24 protein-coding genes, 1 riboswitch and 1 other annotated feature are annotated in these 23,222 nt (G+C 36.6%); of the genes, 6 read left to right on the forward strand and 18 right to left on the reverse strand.

What is annotated here, in order from left to right; translation table 11 throughout:
- Positions 1–90: 90 nt before the first annotated feature.
- The 5 genes from V179_RS0110935 to V179_RS0110955 form a co-directional block, all read right to left on the reverse strand.
- A complete protein-coding gene (locus tag V179_RS0110935; protein WP_028391478.1) occupies positions 91–1,968 on the reverse strand; it encodes an ABC-F family ATP-binding cassette domain-containing protein in 1,878 nt (625 codons plus the stop codon).
- Positions 1,965–2,582: an HD domain-containing protein gene (locus tag V179_RS0110940; protein WP_028391479.1), complete on the reverse strand. Its 618-nt coding sequence runs from the start codon at positions 2,580–2,582 to the stop codon at positions 1,965–1,967. The genes V179_RS0110935 and V179_RS0110940 overlap by 4 nt, the downstream gene beginning before the upstream one ends.
- Before the next feature lie 51 nt (positions 2,583–2,633).
- A complete protein-coding gene (locus V179_RS0110945; RefSeq protein WP_034301035.1) occupies positions 2,634–3,482 on the reverse strand; it encodes a DegV family protein in 849 nt (282 codons plus the stop codon).
- Between the two features lie 193 nt (positions 3,483–3,675).
- Entirely contained in the window at positions 3,676–4,155 is a 480-nt protein-coding gene (locus V179_RS0110950) for a glutathione peroxidase (RefSeq protein ID WP_028391481.1), read from the reverse strand.
- A 71-nt stretch (positions 4,156–4,226) separates the two neighbouring features.
- Entirely contained in the window at positions 4,227–4,769 is a 543-nt protein-coding gene (locus V179_RS0110955) for a hypothetical protein (protein ID WP_034301038.1), read from the reverse strand.
- A gap of 206 nt (positions 4,770–4,975) precedes the next feature.
- Here V179_RS0110955 and metA point away from each other — a divergent pair, with 206 nt between their 5' ends.
- On the forward strand, positions 4,976–5,884 hold the full coding sequence (gene metA, locus V179_RS0110960; protein ID WP_028391483.1) for a homoserine O-acetyltransferase MetA: 909 nt from the start codon (positions 4,976–4,978) through the stop codon (positions 5,882–5,884).
- Between the two features lie 70 nt (positions 5,885–5,954).
- Here metA and V179_RS31310 read toward each other — a convergent pair whose 3' ends face one another.
- The 6 genes from V179_RS31310 to V179_RS0110990 form a co-directional block, all read right to left on the reverse strand.
- A complete protein-coding gene (locus V179_RS31310) occupies positions 5,955–6,125 on the reverse strand; it encodes a hypothetical protein (protein WP_182503122.1) in 171 nt (56 codons plus the stop codon).
- A gap of 166 nt (positions 6,126–6,291) precedes the next feature.
- On the reverse strand, positions 6,292–6,984 hold the full coding sequence (locus V179_RS0110970; RefSeq protein ID WP_028391484.1) for an AIM24 family protein: 693 nt from the start codon (positions 6,982–6,984) through the stop codon (positions 6,292–6,294).
- Positions 6,985–6,998: 14 nt separating this feature from the next.
- Positions 6,999–7,685 (reverse strand): class I SAM-dependent methyltransferase, encoded by a 687-nt coding sequence (locus V179_RS0110975; protein WP_028391485.1) that lies wholly within the window; start codon positions 7,683–7,685, stop codon positions 6,999–7,001.
- A gap of 343 nt (positions 7,686–8,028) precedes the next feature.
- On the reverse strand, positions 8,029–8,457 hold the full coding sequence (gene mntR / locus V179_RS0110980) for a transcriptional regulator MntR (protein WP_028391486.1): 429 nt from the start codon (positions 8,455–8,457) through the stop codon (positions 8,029–8,031).
- Between the two features lie 424 nt (positions 8,458–8,881).
- Positions 8,882–11,050, reverse strand: a complete 2,169-nt coding sequence (locus V179_RS0110985; protein WP_034301545.1) for a DNA topoisomerase III — start codon at positions 11,048–11,050, stop codon at positions 8,882–8,884.
- 186 nt (positions 11,051–11,236) lie between these two features.
- Positions 11,237–11,851: a LysE/ArgO family amino acid transporter gene (locus V179_RS0110990; RefSeq protein ID WP_028391488.1), complete on the reverse strand. Its 615-nt coding sequence runs from the start codon at positions 11,849–11,851 to the stop codon at positions 11,237–11,239.
- A 543-nt stretch (positions 11,852–12,394) separates the two neighbouring features.
- On the opposite strand from V179_RS0110990, the gene V179_RS0110995 reads away from it, so the two are divergent.
- The gene (locus tag V179_RS0110995; RefSeq protein WP_028391489.1) at positions 12,395–13,840 is read left to right on the forward strand and encodes an aminotransferase-like domain-containing protein; all 1,446 of its coding nucleotides are present in this window, start codon (positions 12,395–12,397) and stop codon (positions 13,838–13,840) included.
- Between the two features lie 52 nt (positions 13,841–13,892).
- Here V179_RS0110995 and add read toward each other — a convergent pair whose 3' ends face one another.
- Complete coding sequence (gene add, locus V179_RS0111000; RefSeq protein WP_028391490.1) at positions 13,893–14,885, reverse strand: adenosine deaminase; 993 nt, start codon at positions 14,883–14,885, stop codon at positions 13,893–13,895.
- 71 nt (positions 14,886–14,956) lie between these two features.
- Positions 14,957–15,056: riboswitch (purine riboswitch) on the reverse strand.
- 235 nt (positions 15,057–15,291) lie between these two features.
- The gene (locus tag V179_RS0111005) at positions 15,292–16,164 is read right to left on the reverse strand and encodes a LysR family transcriptional regulator (RefSeq protein ID WP_028391491.1); all 873 of its coding nucleotides are present in this window, start codon (positions 16,162–16,164) and stop codon (positions 15,292–15,294) included.
- A gap of 127 nt (positions 16,165–16,291) precedes the next feature.
- Between V179_RS0111005 and V179_RS32210 the strand changes: the two genes are divergently transcribed.
- Together V179_RS32210 and V179_RS32215 are read left to right on the forward strand one after the other, a co-directional pair.
- Positions 16,292–16,681 (forward strand): class I SAM-dependent methyltransferase, encoded by a 390-nt coding sequence (locus V179_RS32210; protein WP_326929541.1) that lies wholly within the window; start codon positions 16,292–16,294, stop codon positions 16,679–16,681.
- A gap of 52 nt (positions 16,682–16,733) precedes the next feature.
- Positions 16,734–17,066, forward strand: a complete 333-nt coding sequence (locus V179_RS32215; RefSeq protein WP_326929542.1) for a hypothetical protein — start codon at positions 16,734–16,736, stop codon at positions 17,064–17,066.
- A 514-nt stretch (positions 17,067–17,580) separates the two neighbouring features.
- On the opposite strand, the gene V179_RS27800 is transcribed toward V179_RS32215, so the two are convergent.
- The 5 genes from V179_RS27800 to V179_RS0111040 all read right to left on the reverse strand — a co-directional run bounded on the left by V179_RS27800 (position 17,581) and on the right by V179_RS0111040 (position 21,688).
- Positions 17,581–18,027, reverse strand: a complete 447-nt coding sequence (locus V179_RS27800) for a general stress protein (protein ID WP_051404931.1) — start codon at positions 18,025–18,027, stop codon at positions 17,581–17,583.
- Between the two features lie 102 nt (positions 18,028–18,129).
- Positions 18,130–19,377: a glutamate-5-semialdehyde dehydrogenase gene (locus V179_RS0111020; protein WP_028391492.1), complete on the reverse strand. Its 1,248-nt coding sequence runs from the start codon at positions 19,375–19,377 to the stop codon at positions 18,130–18,132.
- Positions 19,377–20,477: a glutamate 5-kinase gene (proB, locus tag V179_RS0111025; RefSeq protein ID WP_028391493.1), complete on the reverse strand. Its 1,101-nt coding sequence runs from the start codon at positions 20,475–20,477 to the stop codon at positions 19,377–19,379. Before proB ends, V179_RS0111020 begins: the two co-directional genes overlap by 1 nt.
- Positions 20,478–20,533: 56 nt before the next feature.
- Positions 20,534–20,745, reverse strand: a binding site (T-box leader).
- 66 nt (positions 20,746–20,811) lie between these two features.
- The gene (locus V179_RS0111035) at positions 20,812–20,991 is read right to left on the reverse strand and encodes a zinc-finger domain-containing protein (RefSeq protein WP_028391494.1); all 180 of its coding nucleotides are present in this window, start codon (positions 20,989–20,991) and stop codon (positions 20,812–20,814) included.
- Between the two features lie 37 nt (positions 20,992–21,028).
- Positions 21,029–21,688 carry a ribonuclease H family protein gene (locus tag V179_RS0111040; RefSeq protein WP_028391495.1) on the reverse strand — a complete coding sequence of 220 codons (660 nt, stop codon included), beginning with the start codon at positions 21,686–21,688 and terminating at the stop codon, positions 21,029–21,031.
- A gap of 217 nt (positions 21,689–21,905) precedes the next feature.
- Between V179_RS0111040 and V179_RS0111045 the strand changes: the two genes are divergently transcribed.
- On the forward strand, positions 21,906–22,310 hold the full coding sequence (locus V179_RS0111045) for a reverse transcriptase-like protein (protein ID WP_028391496.1): 405 nt from the start codon (positions 21,906–21,908) through the stop codon (positions 22,308–22,310).
- Positions 22,307–23,215, forward strand: coding sequence for a DMT family transporter (locus V179_RS0111050; protein WP_028391497.1), 909 nt, complete (start codon positions 22,307–22,309; stop codon positions 23,213–23,215). The genes V179_RS0111045 and V179_RS0111050 overlap by 4 nt, the downstream gene beginning before the upstream one ends.
- Positions 23,216–23,222 lie beyond the last annotated feature (7 nt).

A 23,222-nucleotide genomic window follows, 5' to 3' on the forward strand; every position in this document is an offset into this window, starting at 1 on the left:
CTTTACACATATTTTTAGGATATGACTATAGTTTATCATAATCTATGGTTTAGGCGGTTCGGAGTGAATTAATGCTCATACGTGACCTGCTTATTCCTCTAATTTTTCCGCTAAGTATTCCCAACGTTCAAGCATATAATCAAGCTTTTCTTTAACTTCTGTCTCCTCTTCCATTAAGATTCGGAGTTTTTCAAAATCACTTCCAGCCGTTGCCATTTCTGCAGTGATGCTTGTTAAACGTTCCTCGGCTTTTTCCATTTTCTCTTCAATTTCTTCCCACTCTTTCGTTTCAGCATAGGTCAATTTCTTTTTCTTTTTATCAGGACGTTGTTGTACTTGAACAACAGGTTTCTCTTGCATAGGCTCAACTGTTACTTTTTCTTCTAAAAACTCAGAATAGCTACCGTAATAATGACTGACAACAGCTTTTCCTTTGAAAACAAAAAGTTGTGAGCATGCTTTATCAAGAAAGTAACGATCATGCGAAACAGTAACGACCACTCCAGGGAATGTCTCTAAATAATCCTCAAGTACAGTCAATGTCTGAGTATCAAGATCATTGGTTGGCTCATCCAAAAGGAGTACATTTGGAGCTGACATTAAAATCTTCAATAAGTAAAGTCGACGCTTTTCTCCACCTGAAAGCTTGCGGATTGGCGTTCCATGTGTATGTAGAGGAAAGAGAAATCGCTCGAGCATTTGAGCGGCAGAAATATAGCTACCATCTTTCAAGGCAATCGATTCAGCTGTTTCGCGAATATACTCGATCATCCGCATGCTTTCATCCATATCTTCACTTTCCTGTGTATAGTAGCCGATTTTCACAGTTTGTCCTGTTTCAATCACACCAGAATCGATTTTCACTCTACCGGCCAAAATATTTAGCAAAGTCGATTTTCCTGTTCCATTTTGACCGACGATGCCAATTCTATCTCCTCGTTTAAATAAATAGGAGAAGTTATGTAGGATAGTGTGGTTGCCATATGACTTCGAGATGGACTCTAGCTCCAACACTTTTTTCCCTAGGCGTGCCCCGCTTAATTCAATATCAAGTGACCCTTGTTGCGATTTATTTTGCACATCCGATTCTAGCGTTTCAAAACGCTGGATTCTTGCTTTTTGCTTTGTCGTTCTCGCTTTTGCACCTTTTCTTATCCAGGCTAATTCCTTTTTAAATAAGCTTTCCTTTTTGTTTTGTTCAATTGCTTCATTTTCTTCTCGGATTGCTTTTGCCTCTAGAAAATCACCATAATTACCTTTGTATTCAAATAGGCTACCACCACTAAGCTCCCAAATTTTATCCGAAACCGTATCAAGGAAATATCGGTCATGAGTTACAAAGAGAACGGCTCGCTTTGATTTCACTAAATATTCCTGCAACCATTTAATACTGTCATAATCAAGGTGATTCGTTGGTTCATCAAGGATGAGCAAATCGGTTGTTTCAATTAGCGTTTTCGCTAAAGCCGCCCGCTTTTTTTGTCCACCTGACAGCTCAGCTATTTTCCTTGAAAAATCAGGGAGTCCAAGTTTTGTTAATATCGCTCTAGCGTCAGCGCTTGTATCCCATGCATTTAATGCATCCATTTCCTGCTGTTGCTTTAATAACCGGTTCTGTATGTCGGTATTATCCGGATCGTTTTGCAACTTTTGTAGGGTGTTTTCATATTCTTTAATGACTTTAAAAACAGGGTAGTCACTTGCATAAAGAAAATCAATTATTGTCATGTCATTTGGAAAATCTGGATCCTGAGATAAATATGAAATAGAGTAATCGTTCGGATGATCCTTTTCCCCAGTGTCAGCTTCCTCAATTCCAGCAATAATATTTAATAGTGTTGATTTTCCTGTTCCATTTACACCGATGATTCCAATTTTATTGCCTTCAGAAATTGAAAAAGAAAGGTTTTCAAAGACTAATTTTTCACCTTGCATTTTTGTTACGTTTTCCATTGCAAAAACTTTCATAATCGTACATCCCATTCTATATAAAATTGCTGTAAAAACTCCTGCATATACTGATGTCGCTTTTTGGCTAATTCTTTTGCTGTGTTTGTATGTAATTGATCCGCTATCTTTAATAATTTATCATAAAAATGCTGGATCGTTGATTGCTTTGCCTCAATTGTATCTAAATCTGGATGATAGATTGGATTCCCTACACTTCCACCATATGCGAATGTTCTTGCAACTCCAATTGCGCCAATTGCGTCCAAACGATCGGCATCTTGCACAATTTTAGCTTCAATGGAAGGAAGTGCGATTTGTCCTTTACTAAAAGAAATTGAATCGATAATGGCTGTGATCTTATCAACGGTCTCATTATCCATGTTAGAATGAAGAAACCAATCATTCATTATACGCCAGCCATCTGCTTTTGATTCATGTAATTTACGATCAGGTATATCATGCAATAATGCAGCTAACTCAATTGTAGGTAAATGACCCTTATGCTCTTCACAGGCAATATGTATGGCCATTTTTCTTACTCTGTCTATATGGAACCAATCATGACCTGTTATGTCATTTCCAAGTCTACTCTTCACAAAAATTTCCGCTTCTTCTATTAGGCTTTTATTCATCATGCACTCCCTGTACTTTCTTTCATATTGTATCATGCTAGAACACTTTGGTCATTCTTCATTAAACCAAGATAATCCAAGAGTCTTTGGTCCTGCATGAACACCTACAGAACTCCCTATTGGGTAGGCATGGATGATGATGCTTGAATCGATTTCATTAATGACTTTACGCCATTTATCAGTCTGTGTAAGCGAAGCACCAAATAACAAGCAGCACTCCTTCACTTCTTTTGAAGTATATGCTTTTTTAAATAGATCAAAAATCCGCTCTTCTGCCTTTTTCTCACTTCTCACTTTTGCGATGGTAGCAAGTATGCCATTTTCTATCGAAATAATCGGTTTGAAATTCAACATACTGCCGAGCAAATATTGAGTACCTGATAACCGGCCACTTCTATGGAGTTGTTCGAGTGATCCAATCAATACATACGTCTCATTACTCTTACTATATTTCTCAGCTTCCTGTAAAGCATCCGTGATCTCCATTCCTCTTTCAGTGTAACTCATGATTTTTTTTAAAACCATCGTCATTGGATAAGAAATAACAAGGGTATCGTATACATACACAGGAATTGAAACCATTGCAGCTGCTTGCCTACTTGAATCAACCGTTCCGCTTAAGCTTCCCGATAAATGAACAGAAATGATACAATCATACCGTTCTTCAAGTGACTGATACAATTCTATAAAGGTTCCAACAGAAGGCTGAGACGTTGTAACTGCCACCTTCTCTTCTTCCATCAAACGATAAAGTTCTTTAGGGATAATATCAATTCCATCTCGATATTCTTTTCCTTCCATTATGACAACCATCGGAACGATATAGATATCATCATTTTTCTGTAAATCGTCATCCAAGTAACCGGTACTGTCCATTACCCAGGCTATGCGTTTAGTCATTTGAATGCCCTCCAAATGTATATAATTGTTTCTAATTATATGATGGATCAGGAATAATCATTTACCTTAATAAAAAATTTGGCATTCTAAAAAATTTGGCATTCTAAAAAAGCCTGATTCTCAGAAATCTGTATCAGCATATTGAGCAGACGGATTGAGAATCAGGCTATTTTGAATTTCCTATTATTCAGTTTCAAAAGAGCAGCGACTTAATATCTTCTTCTAATTCTTTAGGCTTCGTTTGAGGAGCGTATCTGCTGACAATATTACCGTTACGATCTAATAAAAATTTTGTGAAATTCCATTTTATCCCCTTTGAACCGAGCATTCCTGGAGCATGTTCGGTTAAATATTGAAACAAAGGATGGGCGTTTTTACCATTCACATCAATTTTAGCAAACATCGGGAATGTGATACTATGATTCAATTTACAATACGAATCAATTTGAAGATTATCGCCAGGCTCTTGTGAAAGAAATTGATTACATGGGAAGCCAAGTATGACCAAGCCATCATCATGATATTGTTCGTATAACGCCTGCAGTTCACTATATTGTGTTGCAAAGCCGCATTTACTAGCAGTATTAACAATGACTACTACTTTCTCTTTAAATTGCTCCATAGAAATATATTCGCCATTTATTTTTTTAACGTCAAATTGATATATAGACATACAATGTCACTCCCTTTAACTAGTAAATATATTGTATATCATTTCATGTTAACTTTCCCATTTTTTACAATTCACTTGAATATAGGTTCTAATTTCTCTAACGTTTCAATTACATAATCAATAATTTCCACAAGATCGTCTATCTGTTCTTCTTTAATTAATCTTCCAAAAGAAAAAGTATATTTTGTTGTATAGAAAACTTGCTTTTCCTGGTTATTTATCGTTTCGGAATCCGTTTTTTCAATGAGACGAGTTTCTCCCCAAATATGAGTAAGGACATTCATTACTTGTTTAGTTTGAATTTCATCCAACTTATCTTGGATTGCAACCATCACTTTGAGGATTGAGCCTGAAGCAGATTCATAGTTAGATTTTGGTAGTAATTCAGCACTCAGGTTTTCTAATTTTGATATAAGTGTAATTCCTGCACTGATCTTTCTTTTAGCACATGTATGTTTCAACTTCATTTCAATTACAAACTCACGTGATAAATCTGCAAGGTTTACTAAATCCATTCGATTCGTTACAAGGATATCACCATCTAAATCTCGATCATAAACTGCTCCTTCAACTATAACTTTCATATTATCAAATGCAGTAGGATCAAATACCATAACACACCTCTTCATTTATTTTATCTTAGCCTCATATTTTATCATAGGGACACTTATTGCAGGAATGACTTTAAAACTTTGTACAAGCAATATTCTATCATTATGCTAATTTCAGTCAAAAAATGGTGCCTTCTAACAGAAACTTCTATATAATAAGTTTTATTAGAATTTTCTAATTTCAAAAAAATAGTGGAGGAGGATATATATTGCCTATTAAAATTCCCGGTTTATTACCCGCCAAACAGATTCTCGAACAGGAGAATATTTTTGTAATGGAAGAAGAGCTGGCAACTAAGCAGGACATCCGTCCATTAAATATACTTATCTTGAATTTAATGCCGGAGAAAGAAAAAACGGAAGCCCAACTCTTGCGCTTTTTAGGGAACACACCAATTCAAGTAAATGTTTCATTTTTACGATTAACCTCACATGAAGCAAAAAACACTAGTAAGCTACATTTAGATCAATTTTATAAGACTTTTTCAGAAGTGAAAAACAATAAATTTGATGGGATGATCATTACTGGTGCTCCCGTTGAAAAGCTTGAATTTGAGGAAGTGGATTATTGGGAAGAACTTCAGGCGATTATGGATTGGACAACTCAGCATGTTACATCGACCTTACATATATGCTGGGGTGCACAATCTGCTCTATATCATCATTATGGAATAAACAAATACGAGTTACCAAAAAAATGTTTTGGTATTTTTACACATGATGTTCTTCAGCCAAACGAACGGCTTGTCCGCGGTTTTGATGATCAATTTTTAGCACCACATTCGAGGTACACGGACATTGATTCAGAACAATTATTAAGCAATGAAAAACTGATTGTACTTGCCCAATCAGACCAAGCTGGAATCTTGTTACTCGCATCAAGAGATGGTAAAAGGATTATGATTACAGGACATCTTGAATATGATGCAGGTACATTAGGGCAAGAATATAAACGTGATCAGGCCAAAGGTATTTTAACAGATATCCCTGAGAATTATTATCCAGACGACAATCCAGAAAAGAAACCACTTCATCGTTGGAAAAGCCATAGTAGTCTTTTGTTTTCAAATTGGCTCAATTATTATGTCTATCAAGAGACACCTTTTGAATGGGATTAAGATTATCGTCTCCAATAATCACATGCTAAAAGAGACCAACTTGTATTAAGTTGGTCTCCTATCCATTGCATCATATTTTTGTAAGTTCTTCCTCAAAATAAAAAGTCGACGGCTTTTCTTTGATTACATACGTATACTTTTTCATTTTCGGAACATATTGAAACTTCATGATCGTTACTTCTTCACCAGTCTCTCCAAGATTGACAATTTCGCCTGGTTGGAACTTATTCTTATTGGACACCGGTCACACTCCCTCTCTATATTCATTATACCATAGAAAGAGTAAAATAAAGTGAAACTTCCATCATTCGGGTTTTCCTTTCCCTCACCTATGCTTCTACGATTTCTCTAAGCCTCATGTTGAGAACTTACTGCCCATTATTGCGGGATCATATCCAACCCAATTTTTAGCTTTGTTGAGAAAGATACACTTCCTCGAAAGGCTGTACAACTACAAAGCCATTCCCTTGGAATTTCATTTGAATGGATTCACCACTTGCACGACCAAAAAAGGATTTCAATGAAACATCTGTAACAAACTCAGGAACAAGGTGACCAGACCAAGCAACGGTTGCATTTGGATCGGTGTATACCGGATTTCCCGGTTCAACTAATAGAGTTAGAGGTTCATAATGAGACGTAAAGGCTACCATTCCTGTCCCTTTCAGCGTCACGTTAAAAAGCCCTCCTGACAATAATCCAGCAACCTTTCGCATGAGCTTAATATCCCAATCGATACTAGGTTCAAATGCAAGTAAGTCATTGCCGTTTACTGTTACCGATTCATTATATAAATTTAATATTGAGATTTTCTTGCCTTGATCGGCAACGTATAGCTTACCCTGCCCTGTCGCTTTCATAAGGGGTGCACCCTCGCCTGTAAAAGCCTTCTTAAATAGCTTCCCAATTCCATGTTCAAGAATACCTTCACGTTCAAACTTAATATTGCCACGGTAAGAAATCATCGATCCCATCTTTGCCCAAATTTGGCTTTCAAGATTAATTTCAAGTATTCTCGGTGTTTCCAATTCAAACAATCCTTGCCCTTTATCTTCTTGTTTGGTTTCGTCAATGAATTGATTGATTCTGAATTTTTCCAACTTAATCAACTCCATTATTTTTTTCTTAACATAAATAACCATGTGAATGAAAGCGATTGCTGTAAATCTTTTGCTAAATAATTAAGTTTGGTATAATCCACACCACGCTTCGGAATACCTTTATCTGCTATGATTTCCCAACCATTGTCCGAGGCTAATTTTTCTAAATCCCATGATTGCAAAGTATTCATAATTACATCTTTCCCAAGGATTTTTGGATAGCTATGCTTCTTTCTAGGCATAGCTGTCGGCCCTAATATTCCTATGCAGCCATATCCACCTTGCTTTACAACACGATGCATCTCTTTTAGGGCAAGCAGTGGATTTTCTGTCCATTCTAGCGAGTTTATTGCCAATACAGCATCATATTCTTGATTCCGGAAAGGTAGTTTTGCTAAATCACCTTGAACAAAAGAGATATGATCCATTCCTTGCGTCTTTGCATGAGCGATTTCAATCATTTCAGATGATAAATCAAGACCAGTAACATGATAACCTAAGCTAGCAAGCTTCATTGACCCATAACCATCGCCACAACCTAAATCAGCTACTTTCGCCCCAGATGGAACATACTCTATAAAAAAAGGGATAATACTCTGTCTACTTCCCGTTTCCCACATCTCTAGTGAATTTTTTGACCAATCAAGCGCAAATTGATCCCATTGTTTACAAGCATCATCAAGCCAATTATGTATTGTCACGCTTCCACCTCATCTCTTTAAGTGCTTCTAATTATGTTGCTGAAAATAATACACGCTAGTTTGTAATTTAGCTACTTATTCTTACGTTAAGTGGTAAAAAAGGTTTCAGTTTATTCGAACATTTACTTATTGGCTCTGTTAAACTTGCCTGTTGATTAGAACGAAAGGCTTTCGCTTTCCGATCAACATAGTGCCAAAATCAACAATGAGCTTTAACATAGCCTACTTATAATAAGGTCATTAAAACAGAAAGTGGCCTGACTTCGCCAATACGATAACAGTATAAGTAGTAAACATAAATATACTGTATGTAAAGTACGAGGTCAGACCTCCTAAATTATTTTTATTTTTCTGCGTCTTCATTTTTCTTTTGGATGGCTTTTAGTTGTTCCATTCGTTGTGGATCTTCTTGAAAATACTCAACTAAATCACCAATTCGGTCGATGGAATCCCAACTTAAATGATGTTCAATCCCTTCAACATCTTGATAAATGTTTTCTTCCTTTACTCCGATAATCTGTAACAATTGTTCTAACAGGTCATGACGATATACGAGCCTTTTCCCTACTTTTTTTCCATTTGCAGTAAGCACAAGTCCGCGATATTTTTCATAAACTAGATATTTTTCTTGATCAAGTTTTTGTACCATTTTCGTAACTGAGGAAGGATGAACAGACAGGTTTTCCGCTATATCAGAAACCCGAGCATATCCTTTTTCTTCTATTAATAAGTAGATTTGCTCGATATAATCCTCCATGCTCGGTGTAGGCATTTATTAATCCTCCCATTCATAAGAAAAGTGAATAGCGCCAATAAAGGAACTTCGACTTAAATCCATTTCTTCCAGGAGTCGTTGCCGAAGTTAGTGCATCCTGTGTACTCTAAAATTAGACAAGCTAACTAAGATGAGGAGTAGACTTTTCCTCACCAGAATGGATTGTCATGTAGGATGATTTCGCTAAACACCAAAACTCATTAAAAACCTTATACTTTCTTATCATTTTTGCAATCGTCTCAGGTCTCGGCTACCATCAATTAATTATTCTACCATAACGTATAAACCAAAAAGACACACTCTAGACGATGGTAAATGAGATATGTATAAGGTTAAACTCTAAAATGTATGAAAAATTTTATACATATACAAAAAATTCTACTATATTAAACTTACTTAAACAAGTATGAAACGAAAGACTTTACTGATTGATATTCGTTTCTTGTGGAAACTTCCAGCTAATTTTTTTTGATTGTTCATCCCAAATCAAGGCTGCATGAAATGTTTTGTTTCCTTTTTCAAATCCTTCTATTACATCTGTTTCTCCTGTTTTCAGTAATTTTTTCAAGATTGCTTGTGTAATGTTTTTGTTAAGTATTTTTTTCGAAACGGTAAATGTGCAGTTTGTTGTCGAATAATTTGTGCAGCCGTAGAAATTACCTTTGTCGACTACCTTTCCATCGCATAATTTACAATTACCCAAAGATGCAGAACCCTTTCTTTTTGTAGATTTTCGTTGAATCGATTCTGTATCAAATTGAGAGAAATCCCATTCATTTGAAGCTTCTATTGCATCAGATATGATTTTAGATGATAATTTCTTAACGGCTTCCATAAATGTTCCTGCAGCTGCTTTACCTTCACCTATTTCTCTAAGCCGCTGTTCCCATTTGGCCGTCATTTCTGGTGATGCAAGGATTTTATCACCAATCGCTTCAATTAATACTTTCCCTTTATCTGTCGCAAAGACTTGATTTTTTTGCACAGTAATATACTTACGATCCTTCAGCATCGTAATAATCCCAGCTCTTGTTGCCTCAGTTCCGAGACCTTCTGTTTTCATTAATACTTTTTCAAGCTGCTCATTGTCAAGATGCTTTCCTGCTGTTTTCATAAGTGTAATGAGCTGACCTTCTGTATAACGCTTTGGTGGCTGTGTTTTTCCTTCTTTCACTTTACACTTTACTACTTTACCACTAGCTTCTTTTTCGACATTTGGAAGCAATATATCTTCGTCTTCTTTCTCATTATTAAAAATGACCTTTCGCCAACCTTCTTGAATTTGCTGCTTACCCTTTGAAACAAATTCAGCCCGTTGATCAACCATTGTCGTTATAGTCGTATAATCAAAAATAGCTTTGTCATAATGAGCAGCGATCAGTCTTTTGACGACTAAATCGTACATTTTTCGTTCATCATCCGACAAGCGTGCTGGATCAGTCACCTGTTCGGTTGGAATAATTGCGTAATGATCGGTCACTTTTTTTTCATTGACAAAGCGTTTGTTATGGAGAATTGATGGCTGTGGCAGTGGAAAATACTTCGAATAGTCGGCAAATCTACTCAATTTGTCCATGATTTCTGGAAAGGTTTCCGCTTCTCCTTTTGTTACGTAATTAGAGTCTGATCTGGGATAGGATACGATGCCTTTCTGATAGAGGCTTTGTAAAACATCAAGCGTTTTTTTGGGCGGAAATTTATACATTTTATTTGCGGTTGCCTGTAATGCAGACAAATTGAAAAGTAGCGGTGGCAGAAATTCTTTGCGATCTGTTGCCATTTCTGTGACTTTTGCATCTTTCCCTTTACAAAAGGCAGCGATTTTCTCAGCCATCTCTTGATTGTCAATACGAGTCTCCTGATTCTTCTGCCATTTCCCTTGATATTTTCCACCTTCGATATTAAAGTCAGCTATGACTTCCCAAAAAGGCTTCGATACAAATTGTTCAATTTCTTTTTCCCTTTTCACAATTAAAGCAAGTGTTGGTGTTTGAACTCGGCCTGCTGAAAATACGTCGCTCATTCCTTTTTTCTTTAGGAGTATACTATAAACTCTTGAAGCATTCATCCCAACTGTCCAGTCTGCACATGCTCTTGTATACGCTTCATGAAACAAAGGCCTTGTCTCTTGTTCCGCTAATAAATGCTGGAACCCTTCATAGATAGATTTTGGTGTAAGTGATGAAATCCAAAGCCGTTTCATTGGTTTTTTTGAACCACTAAGTTGGATTATATTACGGACGATTAATTCACCTTCACGACCAGCATCTCCTGCATGGATGATTTCCTTCACTTCAGCTTTTTGCAGTAACGTTTTGACTACTTGAAATTGCTTATATTTCGATCTCGTCACTTCATATTGAAACTTCTCAGGAATCATCGGTAGCGTATCAAGCGACCATTTTTTCCATTCTGACTTATATTTTTCAGGTGAAATCAGTTCTGTTAGATGGCCAATCGCCCATGATACATAAGCTCCTTCTGGAAAAAGCTCATTTGGTAAAATTTCTATATACCCTTGATTTTTTTTCGTTTTAAATTGCTTAGCCAGAGTTGCCCCTTGATCAGGCTTCTCGGCGATAATTAACACGGATGGCAACTTCAGTGCACCCTCCTTTTTGAACAAGATCCTACTACAAATAACTTTACCGCAAAAATCGCTTTTCGTATATGGATGAATCGTAGAATTATCCATTCGTTAATGGAAATCATTTATTCCTAATTAACGGGGTAGTAACCCCCAGCACTGATTGAAGTTTCACTTTATATAATACATTTATTTTATCAAAATAGATCCTATATAGACTGCTGTTCCCCACATAACACTTGCTGAAATTTTATTGAGAATGGCCAAAAAGCGACCCGATTGATCCAATTTCCCTGTTATTCTTCCTATAATCCCCAAACTAACAAACCATGCCCAGGAAACCAGTATGCATACAACAGTGAATGCGACTTTTTCAATCCCAATATAGTTTAATGAACTTGTGCCAATCACGCCAATTGTATCCAAAATCGCATGTGGATTTAACAACGATACAGACATAGCGAATGCTATTTGTTTTTTAGGAGTGAACGTAACGTTTTTATTCTGCTCCTTAACAATTGGTGTACTCCGCCATGTAACAAAACCCATATAAATTAAAAAACAACAACCTGATGTAAGAAGAATTGTTTTTAACCAGTAATATTCAAGAACAACAACAGAAACTCCTAAAACGGCTAAAGAAATTAATAGAGTGTCACAAATGGCTGCTGTAACAATAACTGGTAATGCCCTCAAAAATTGAGGCTGGACCGCTCCTTGGTTAAACACAAACACATTTTGAACTCCTAATGGTAAAATTAATCCGAACGCTAAGATAAAACCATGAAGTATTGCTTCTAACATTTTTATTCCTCCTGCTTTATTATTGATTTCATTGTATAAGAAAAATTTCAATAGGTCTCCAACCAATTGGTTGGAATCACATCCAACCAATCGATTATAATGGATAGATAAATTGAAACTTCAAACAGTGGGATTTTCTTCATCCCACTGTTCGTTTGTCCCGTTCTAATGTCGCTAATACCTTCGCACAGCATAGGTAAAGCGACACTAGGAACCTGAAGACTAAGTGCGCCGCTTCCTATAGTCTTTCATCTGAGTAACCAATATCCTTTGGACACAAACTTAGCTTTGAAAACCACAAAGGTACGTTTCACTGTATCTCATCTATCGGGCTTTTACTTCGAAAAGCGAGACGACTGCTTTAAGGAACGTCTACTAGGATCACTCACGTCTTCCGAGCAACGTAGACGCTATAACATCCAAAACCATAAGAAGGAATACAGCATCGCGTAGTTTGCTACAGATATTACAGCTAGTGACCTAAGGGGGCTAGGTTCCGCAATTAAATGAGTTAGTTAGGATAAAGCGAGGAGTGTATTTTTTATGACTGATGAATGGGCATTAAATAAATCGTCTCAGACGCCACTTCACCAACAAATATACGAATATATTCAAAGTAAAATCATGAACGGCGAGTGGTCAGTCGGAACTAGAATCCCAACACAACGGGATCTAGCAAAAAAATTTCAAGTGAATCGCAGTACGATTGTCTATGCTCTAGGAGAGTTAACTGCCGATGGATTAATCGAGTCAAAAGTAGGAAAAGGAACAATTGTTGTAAATAACACTTGGAGTATTCTGGCTTCTACTCCACCACCTGATTGGAATAGTTACGTGAAGTCCGGTTCTTATCAGCCAAACATACAAATGATTCAAGAAATCAATAAAGCTGAATCGAACCCCAAAATCATTCGACTCGGCACTGGAGAGCTTTCTCACGAATTGTTGCCTGCTGAAAAAATGCAACAAATGTTTCAAAGTCGTTCAAAAATATTTTCTTTAGGATATTCTGAACCAAAAGGGAGTATCCATTTAAGAGAATTATTAAGTGAATATTTAAAAGCCAAGGGAATCATAGCCTCTCCTTCTTCGATATTGATAGTATCAGGGGGGCTACAAGCATTGCAATTAATCTCTTTAGGCTTATTACACCGTGGGTCAACTATTCTTCTCGAAACCCCTTCCTACCTAAACTCTGTACATGTCTTTCAATCAGCAGGAATGAACTTACTTGGCATTCCTATGGATCAAGATTGGCTTTTAACGGATTCGATAGGAAGGTTCAAAAGGCAGCATAACGGAGCTTTACTCTATACCATCCCATCTTTTCATAACCCAACAGGTGTTTTAATGTCTGCAAATAGACGAATAGATTTATTAAATGTTTGTAAAAAAGACCGGTTACCGATTATCGAGGATGATGTTTATGGGGATTTATGGTTCGAACGTTCGCCACCAATTCCATTAAAAGCTATAGATAACCAGGGGCTTGTCTTATATATGGGGAGTATGTCTAAAACCGTTGGCCCTGGTTTAAGGATAGGTTGGATTGTAGGACCAGAACCTGTAATCGACCGTTTATCAGATATTAAAATGCAAACCGATTATGGCTCAAGTTCATTATCTCAATTTGCCGTAGCTGAGTGGCTATCAAGTGGTTTTTATGATGAACACATCAAGAAGATTAGAGCAGAATTAAAATGTCGTAGAGACTTTACTATTGCATTACTACATAAACATTTTCATGATTTAGCAACTTGGAATATGCCTGAAGGCGGTTTTTATATTTGGCTTTCGATTCAGAAACAAATTTCAATCCGAAAATTATTTGAAAAAGCCTTGAATGAAGGGATTTTATTAAATCCTGGAAATGTATACGATCGAAACGATCAACAGCATCTTCGATTGTCTTATAGTTATGCATCGCCCGGCCAACTAAAAAAAGGATTAATAAGACTTTCAGAACTAATTCAGGAGCTTTCTAAATAAGTGTAATGCCAGAACCCCTATTTACTTGGTTCTGGCAGTTTAATCTTCTCCATTATATATACTTTTTCAGCATTTCCTTTGTCTCTAATTCTGCAAAGCATGCTTCAACACTATTTAAATAAATTTGTTTATAATCTTCAAGACTCATATTAAATTCGTTAAATAATAAATTGCATTCATTCAGCATATTTGTAGCTGATACTGTTCTGTTATCCGTATTAATCGTTACTTTTATTCCATCTTTGTGAAAATTATAGATTGGATGTTCACGAAAATTATTCACTGCTTTTGTTTGGACATTACTTGTTGGGCACATTTCAAGCACAACTTGTTGTTCCTTAACTATATGATATGCTTCATCACAATCTTTAATAAATACGCCATGTCCAATCCTTTCAGCGCCCAAAAGTTTAACAGCCTCTAGTACATTTGTGCCTATTCCAGTTTCACCAGCATGGATTGTTACTCTATAGCCATATTCTTTAGCTAATCGAATCGGAGCTTCAAAAATTCTGCAAAACCCTTCCTCTTCAGATGCACATAAATCGATAGCAACAACTCCCTTTCCAAGGAATTTTTTACCCTTTTCTACGACTTCAAAAGCATGATCTACCGACATCGTTCTCATACATGAAAGTATTAAGTTTCCTTTTATATCGTATTGATCTTCGGCATCCTTCATTCCATCTAAGACACTTTGTATGATTACTTCTACATCTAATCCTTTTTTTGTGTGGAGTAAAGGTGCAAATCGAACCTCCATATATTTTACATTTTCCTGTGCAGCATCTTCCAAAAGCTCAAAGGCAATTCTTCTTAAATTTTCTTGTGATTGCATGACTAAATTAGGAAGTGCGAATTTTTTCAAATATTCATCAAGAGATTCACATTCTATTGGAGCCGTGAGTTCTCTCTGTATTTCTTCAAGATCAAAAGAAGGAATGCTGATGCCTTCTCTCTTTGCTATATCAATGACCGTTTCAGGTCTAAGACTACCATCTAAATGGCAATGAAGCTCAATTTTAGGTAACACTGATAATTTCATAATAACCTCCACATTTTTTTGTTATTTGAGAAGTAAAAGGTAAAAAAAATTCCTGATTACGAAGAAAATACACGTACATGTACCTTCTTCGTAATCAGGAATTATCGGTTCCTGGTAGAGACCTCCAAACCGTATCATTGGAGTTATACGAATAATTTTTTTCATCACTTTTGTAAAAGAATAATAAATTTTATTTTTATTGTCAAGTAGTTCCCTATTTAAACAAAGTTAAGATTATACAAAATGTCAGATAAAGTGCAACTTCTGTATGTGGAGAGATTACAGCCTGTTAAACCTATAAACGTAGTTTTAAGACAAAACACCTTTCTTAATAAAGCTCAAAAGGGACAATATTATATCATTATTAAACTTTTTTGAGATAAGAATATAATACTTAAAAAACGGACTAAAACTTTGACATTTCCCCTTTGAAAAATCGAATAAATTTATTCGCTTCATTTGTTTCAACTTTTGTTAAGACATAAGTTGAGGATGTAGGTAGATGAATATGTTCTGATTTTATTTGAATTAGTTTATTCATTCTTAATTCATCCCTAACCATTGTAAATGGTAAATATGAAATGCCAAGTCCTTGTTCGATAAATTGTTTCGTAATTTCTATTTGATTCACTTGCATAGTTCGAACAGTTGGATAAAGACGTTTAATTTCATTCAACAAATTCCGCCAATAGTCAGGATGATTATGAGTGATGACCCTGTATTTTTCGAATAGGATTTTTTCATCTTCTAACTTCACTTTATCTTCATTAGGTCCTACTAAAATGACAGGCTCTTCGTGTACAATATGGCTCTGTATATTTGTTTGGATCGGCTTGATTCTCGTTAAACCTAAATCTGCTCTTCCCACACTAATTTCCTCACCAATTTCATATGATTTAAGTACGTTAATAAATACTTCTATATTTGGGTTTTCATCCATAAAGCGACGTAATATGGCAGGCAATACAGATGAGGCTATTTGTGGTGCTGTCGCAATTACTAGCTTATGATTGTATCCTTGTTTCCATGATTCAAAATCGGCTAATCCTTTTTCGTATTTTTCGACTATTTCTCTTGCGTATGGAAGATAATGTAGACCCGCTGAAGTAAGTGAAATTATTTTTCCATTCCGATCGAATAATTCAATGTTCAGGTTCTCTTCTAGTCTCTTTATATGTTTCGTTATAGCGGGCTGTGTTAGAAAAAGTTCTTCCGAAGTTTTGCGAAAATTTTCGTACTTTGCTGCAATGATAAATGTTTTGAGCCATTTAATCTCCATGGATTTCTCCCCCCGTAATAACAGTTCGTTATTAATTTCCTCATTTTTTGTTAATATCCATTATTTATTCTCTAAAGTATAATCTATTTAACAGAAATATACAGCCAATTAAAAGGAGCGAGTAACTATGGGGAAAGTGCCAAGTGCCCAGGACAGTTGGAATGCCAATTTATATGATCGTAAACATTCATTTGTAACAGAATACGGGAATCGTTTAATTGAATTATTAGCTCCAAAAGCAGGTGAGAAGATTCTAGACCTCGGTTGCGGAACAGGAGATTTGGTAAAGAAATTACATGATTACAAAGTGGATGTTGTTGGTGTAGATCAATCAAAAAATATGGTAATGCAAGCAAAAAATAAGTACCCAACGCTTAAGTTTTTTGTGCAAGATGCGACAAACTTAGAATACAAGAACGAATTTGATGCGGTTTTCTCTAATGCCACACTTCATTGGGTAAAACAGCCTAAACAAGCACTAAATTGCATTTATAACAGTTTAAAGACAAGACGGTAGGTTTATCGCAGAATTCGGAGGTAAAGGAAACGTTAAAACAATAACCGATGAGATGATTAATCAATTCAAAGAAAGTGGAATAAGTTATCAAACGGCAAATTTTCCATGGTATTTCCCGAGCATTGCTGAGTATTCAACTTTAATGGAAGAAGCAGGATTTAAAGTAACCTTTGCCGAGCACTTTGCTAGACCAACTCGACTAGATGGAGATGATGGATTAAAGAACTGGATGAATATGTTCGGAAGTGAGATGTTTGAAGGGATAGATCAAAATAAAAAAGAGGATATTATCACACAAGTTGAGATTCATTTAAAACCAATTATATATATAGATGATCATTGGATCGCTGACTACAAAAGGATTCGTATAATTGGAATAAAGTGAAACTTCAATCTGTCTGGGGCTTCATCCCCCACTGATTGTTTGTCCCGTTCTACTATTGCTAAGATCTTCGCATTCGCTTCGATCAATCGACAGTACGATCTAAGGATTAATGAATCACAGACTAAGTACGCCGCGTCCATTAGTCTATCGTCTACGTGACCCAAATACTGCGGGCGCAAACTTACCTGTGAATACCACAAAGGTAAGTTTCACTGAATCTCACCCTTTACGGGCAGTTTGATTCCCCACCTCTCTTCTTTTAGCATACTCAGAATCTCGAGGTAGCGGTCTTACTGTCCGTTAAGAGTGGGATAAAAGACTAGACAAGGATAGCTTCTTTCTTTGTTCCGCCCATTTTGCTTTAACAGTGATTAAAAGAAGAAAATGAAACAACCTGAGTCCTATTTGGATAAGAACTCAGGTTGTTTAGTTTCTGCCAGAACCGATTTCAGCGTCCAAACATGTTAGTCGCTTAAAACTTTTTTGATTTTTTAGCATCTACAATCATGTTAGATTAGTTACGTTTCTTTTCCTTATGAACCATCACTAAAACCCTTCCAATTTCTAAATCGTTCTGATACATCTTAGCTTCTTTTTCCGAGATACCATGAGCATTTAGAGCAGGCAGCAATCCTCCAGCACCGCTTGCCGCACCAGCTACCGCACCAGCAAGTGTAGTAAATATTGGACCAATAGCTAGAATAGGGCCGAATCCAGGAATCGCCAACGCACTTAACCCGATAAATAGACCTGTAAGACCAATTGCCCCTCCCGTTGTTGCACCTGCAATCATACCGCGGCTTGCTTTGGGTACTATCTCTTCTCCATGGTCTTTGATTTTATCGATATGTTTAGCTACGATTGAAATCTCATTATCTGAATATCCCTTTTCTTTAAGAGTTTTAATTGCTTGTACCGCTTGTTCTTCTGTTTCATATACGCCTATTACTCGATTATCCATATGTGAGTCTCCTTTACTGATCTATACCAATTGAATACCCTCTTAATTGATAAATTAATCATGGTTCGATTAATCGGACCAGTATTATAGAGCTTATGGTTATCAGGATCTTATTTGCCCCTGACCATATATGAAATATTTTGTTGAAGTCAGTGCTGGCAGCCCCATCGGCCCTCTAGCATGAAGCTTTTGAGTACTAATTCCGATTTCAGCACCGTAGCCAAATTCAAACCCGTCTGTAAAGCGAGTAGATGCATTATGATACACAGCAGCCGCATCAACATTTGTTAAAAAGAACTTTGCTGCGACTTTATCATTTGTAAGAATTGCTTCTGAATGTTTTGTGCCATAAGTATTAATATGCTGGACAGCTTCTAATACATTGGCAACCGTTTTAACGCTGAGTGATAAGTCTAAGTATTCAGTAGACCAATCCGCTTCTGTCGCTTGGTTAACTTCAGGATAATGCGCTAGAACTTTATTATCACCAAATAGTCTGATACCAGTATCATGTAACAATTTCAACAATTCTTTCCCATGAAGCTCTAACCATTTTTCTTGAATAACAAGGCTTTCCACAGCATTACATACTGATGGACGCTGAGTTTTTGCATTTACAATGATCTCTGTTGCCATCGCGAAATCCGCGCTTTCATCAAGATAAATATGACAGTTTCCTGCACCAGTTTCGAGCACAGGTACTGTTGATTCTCTTACAACTGTGTCAATCAGATTTTTACTGCCCCTAGGTATTAACACATCTAAATATTCACTTGCATGGAAAAGCTCTTTTGCTGTTTCTCTGCTTGTGTCTTCTATTAATTGTACAGCATCTACTGGTAGTTTCGTATTTTTCAATGCCTGATGTATGACCTTTATGATCGCTTGATTAGAATGCTGTGCTGAAGAGCTTCCACGTAAAATGACCGCATTTCCCGTTTTTAAAGAAAGAGTTGCTGCATCAATCGTTACATTCGGTCTAGCTTCATAGATCATTCCGATAACACCCAGAGGAACTCGTTCTTTTTTTATTAACAGACCATTCTCTTTTTCTATCGTTTCTAATGTTTCGCCAATTGGGTCAGGAAGTTCAATCAACAATTGAATCGCCTCTGCCATTGCCATAATGCGCTTTTCATCTAACATTATGCGGTCAAGCACCGCAGTAGTTAAGCCATTTTCACTTCCTACTTCCAAATCTTTCTTATTCTCCATCATTATATAGGATTGTTCAGCGATTAACTGTTCAGCAATCATTGCTAACGCTTCATTTTTTTCAATCGTTGATACATTGACCATTTGATAACTCGCGGCTTTGGCTCGAATTCCTTTTTCAGCAATTTCACCCATTATTTTTCCTCCTTAATTTTTACCCATTTATCTCGATGAATCACTTCGATAGCTGGAAAAACGATCTCATTACTTCTTTTACCCATGACTGCTTTTAATTCGTTTTCCGAATAGAGCACTTCGCCTTTTCCAAGTAAGCCTAATGATCCATATACCTCAACAACATCGCCTTTATCAAAGCTGCCAATCATTTTATAAATACCAGCTGGAAGCAGACTACTACCTTTTTTAACTAACGCTTCTTCTGCGCCTTCATCAACAAATAAAGCACCTGAAACATGGGAATGAAAAGAAATCCATTGTTTGCTTCTCGCAATTGTAGGGAGCGCACCTTTGCCAATATAGGTGCCATCTCCGTTTCCAGCAATAATACTTTTTAGTTTATCACTGCCTTCACCAGTTCCTATAAAGACCTTTACCCCTAATGATAGAGCCGTCTTAGCAGCATGGAGCTTGGACTTCATTCCACCAGTGCCAACCTTTGAATCTGATTCTCCTCCAAGCATCATGAACTCAGCGGTCACTTTTTCCAGATAATCAATTCGTTTGGCATCATCTTGTTTATTCGGATTCGCGTCATATAATCCATTAATATCTGTCAAGATGACAAGTTGATCCGCATGTACTAGTCCGCTTACTAGAGCAGATAGCATGTCATTATCTCCAAAGGTAAGTTCTTCGATTGAAACGGTATCATTTTCATTAATAATCGGCAAAATTCCTCTACTAAGTAATTCCGTTAAAGTTTCAGAAGCATTGCGATAACGACTTTTATTGGAAAAATCAGTTCTTGTTAATAAAATTTGTGCAGGTATGATTCCATATTCACTAAACTGTTCGTTATACGACTGGATAAGTACACTTTGACCTACAGCAGCTGCAGCTTGCTTTCCTTTTAAAGTAACGGGGCGTGAAGAATAGCCCAACTTGCGAAAACCAGCCGCAACAGCTCCAGAAGATACTAATAATACCTCATGTCCAGCTTCCTTCAACTTAGCAATGGCTGCTGTATGATCCGATATTTTTTCCTGATCAATTTGCCCTTTATTATTTGTTAAAGAACTGCTGCCGATTTTCACAACGATCCGCTTTTTTTGCATGAGAATTGCCTCCATAAATTATCATTTATGCATAAAAAAACCCTTCTCATCCTCTAAGAAAGGACGAAAAGGGTTAGTTTCCGTGGTACCACCTTTGTTGAATGCTTTATTTTGCATCCCACTTTTCTTGTTAACGCCAAGGATACGCCCGGGGTTCTCCCAGGACTCCAGAAGCAGGTTCAATGGTTCATTGTGACGGGATTCTCAGCACCCTCCCGCTCTCTGACACAATAAATGACATTTACTAATCCTCTATCTTCGTTCAAGTTTTTATTAAGTATGCAAAAAAATTAGATAATTGTCAATAGATAATGAGAAAGTAGTACCACCACATTTATGTTAGAAGCTTGTTTCCTACTTTTCGCAGTTGCTCGCCAACTGTACACTGAGAAATACAAAATTTATGAGCAAATCTTCTACCTTTTTCTTTTTTAAATTGTTTATGGACAAAACATCCTTTGCACTGATGTTCTAAAATTTCTTGCACATCATTATATAATTCATTCCTTTTCATCTTGTCTACTCCTTCTTTACTTTTAAAACAATAGATCCTATCCTTCAACCTGTAGTTGACTAAATATTTCTTCTCCACGCAGGGCTTGTGAAGCGAGATGATCTGCTTCACTATTCTTTTTACGAACAATTAGCTCGTAATTCGGCGTGATGCCAAGTTTCTTCAACTTTGCTTCAATACGGTCTCCCCATGCATTCAATACTTTTTCAAAACAAGGCCATTCACCAGATAGTTGATTTAGGACAACTTGGGAATCACCTCGAAATGTAACCACCTGGTGGTGTACGTCAAGTATCTCTAACTGATTTACAGCTTCATAAAAAGCGGCATATTCAGCTTCATTATTCGATTCTAGCTCCTCTAATAAACTGTTCATACGAATTCGAAAGCTTTTTTTGCCTTGTTTATAATAAATAGCGACTCCAATGCCGGTCATCTTTGAATCCTTCTGATAACCACCATCGAAGTAGACCGTGACATCTTGCGGTTCATATTCGATTTCAGCCAATAATTTTTTCAGTTCCTTCTTTGACCAAGAGGTTCCTTTTTCATCTTTAAACTCTATTTCCTTCAAGCGGCCTATTTTTTCAAGATCGTCAGTAATAATTAGTGCTTCTTCAGCAGAGATCCAATCAGAGGTAAATATGGCAGATGGTTTCTTAGCCGAATGATACTGCCATAGCATAGTGACCTTCAAATCATTCCCCCCTTGTAAACTTTTATAATAATTTATACAAAATTCATTTATTAAAGACTATAATAACTGATGTATCATCATCCAAAGCGATATTATTTTCTCATATTTTACGCAGAAATTCATCGGTTCATGCTTATAATAGAAGAAATATCGGGTGCATTACTTAAGTAGTTTACATATCATCAGCAAATTATTCTGTAAGGAAGTGTTTATCATCATGATTGAAGTTCATATCGATGGTGCTAGTGCGGGAAACCCTGGACCGAGCGGCGCTGGTATTTTTATTAATAATAATGGAACGGTTGAACGGCATAGCATTCCTCTTGGAAACATGGAAAATCACGAAGCGGAATACTGGGCATTGATTAAGGCGTTGGAAATCTGTTTGAGCAACCAATATAAGGTCGTTTCATTTCGTACAGATTCGCAACTCATTAATCAAGCCGTTGAAAAAGGCTTTGTAAAAAATAAAAGGTATTCTCCATTATTAGATCAGATCCTCCATTTATCTAGTAAATTGGAGTTATTTTTTCTAAAATGGATTCCAAGTAGCGAGAATAAGTCAGCTGATGAGTTAGCAAGACGAGCTGTTCGAATGAATAGTGGGGGTACAGAGTCATGACAAAAGCGGCAGTAGCTGATTTAACTTTATTATTTGTCGTTTTCATTTGGGGTTCAACATTCGTTATGGTTCAAAATGCGATTGGTTTCTTAGAACCACATTTATTTAATGCAATTCGTTTTTTTATTGCAGCTATTGTGTTAATCATTGGTTTTCGAATTTTTTATTTTAAAAAAACCGATGCGATTTGGACAAGATCTTTATTTTTTTCTGGTATTAAAATCGGCATCTGGTTATTTTTGGGCTATGCCTTTCAAACGGTTGGTTTATTAACGACTACGCCTGCCAAAGCAGGTTTTATCACAGGCTTAAGTGTCGTACTCGTCCCGCTATTTTCTTTGCTGTTATTGAAGCAAAAATTACGACTGCCAACTATTCTAGGAGTTCTATTAGCGACTTTTGGATTATACTTTTTAACGGCTGCAAAAGGCTCTTCAATTGTCTTGGGAGATGTGCTCGTATTTTTCTGCGCCATCAGTTTTGCTATGCAAATCATTATGACCGCAAAATATGCAAAGTCTCATCCAGCCCTGCCATTAACGATTATCCAAGTCTCGGCAGTAGCCATACTTTCTTTTGTTTCTGCCCTTTTATTCGAAGATTTTTCTGTTCTAATGAATCCAGCCATCATACTAAAACCTGATGTTTGGAGCGCTTTACTAGTTACTGCTTTTTTTGCAACAGCTTTTGCATTCTTTGCCCAGACCTATTTTCAAAGTTATACCTCTCCAACGAGAGTTGCACTGATTTTTGCAATGGAGCCTGTATTTGCTGCACTAACATCATTTGTTATAATCGGCGAAAGTCTTACTACGGTGTCTCTAATTGGCTGTTTGTTCATTCTCACTGGTATGATCTGTGCCGAGCTACCTCCAAGAAAAAAATTAGCCGCCCAACTTGAATAGGGCGGCT

It is taken from the genome of Bacillus cihuensis, assembly GCF_000504145.1.
Classification (GTDB): domain Bacteria; phylum Bacillota; class Bacilli; order Bacillales; family DSM-1321; genus Peribacillus; species Peribacillus huizhouensis.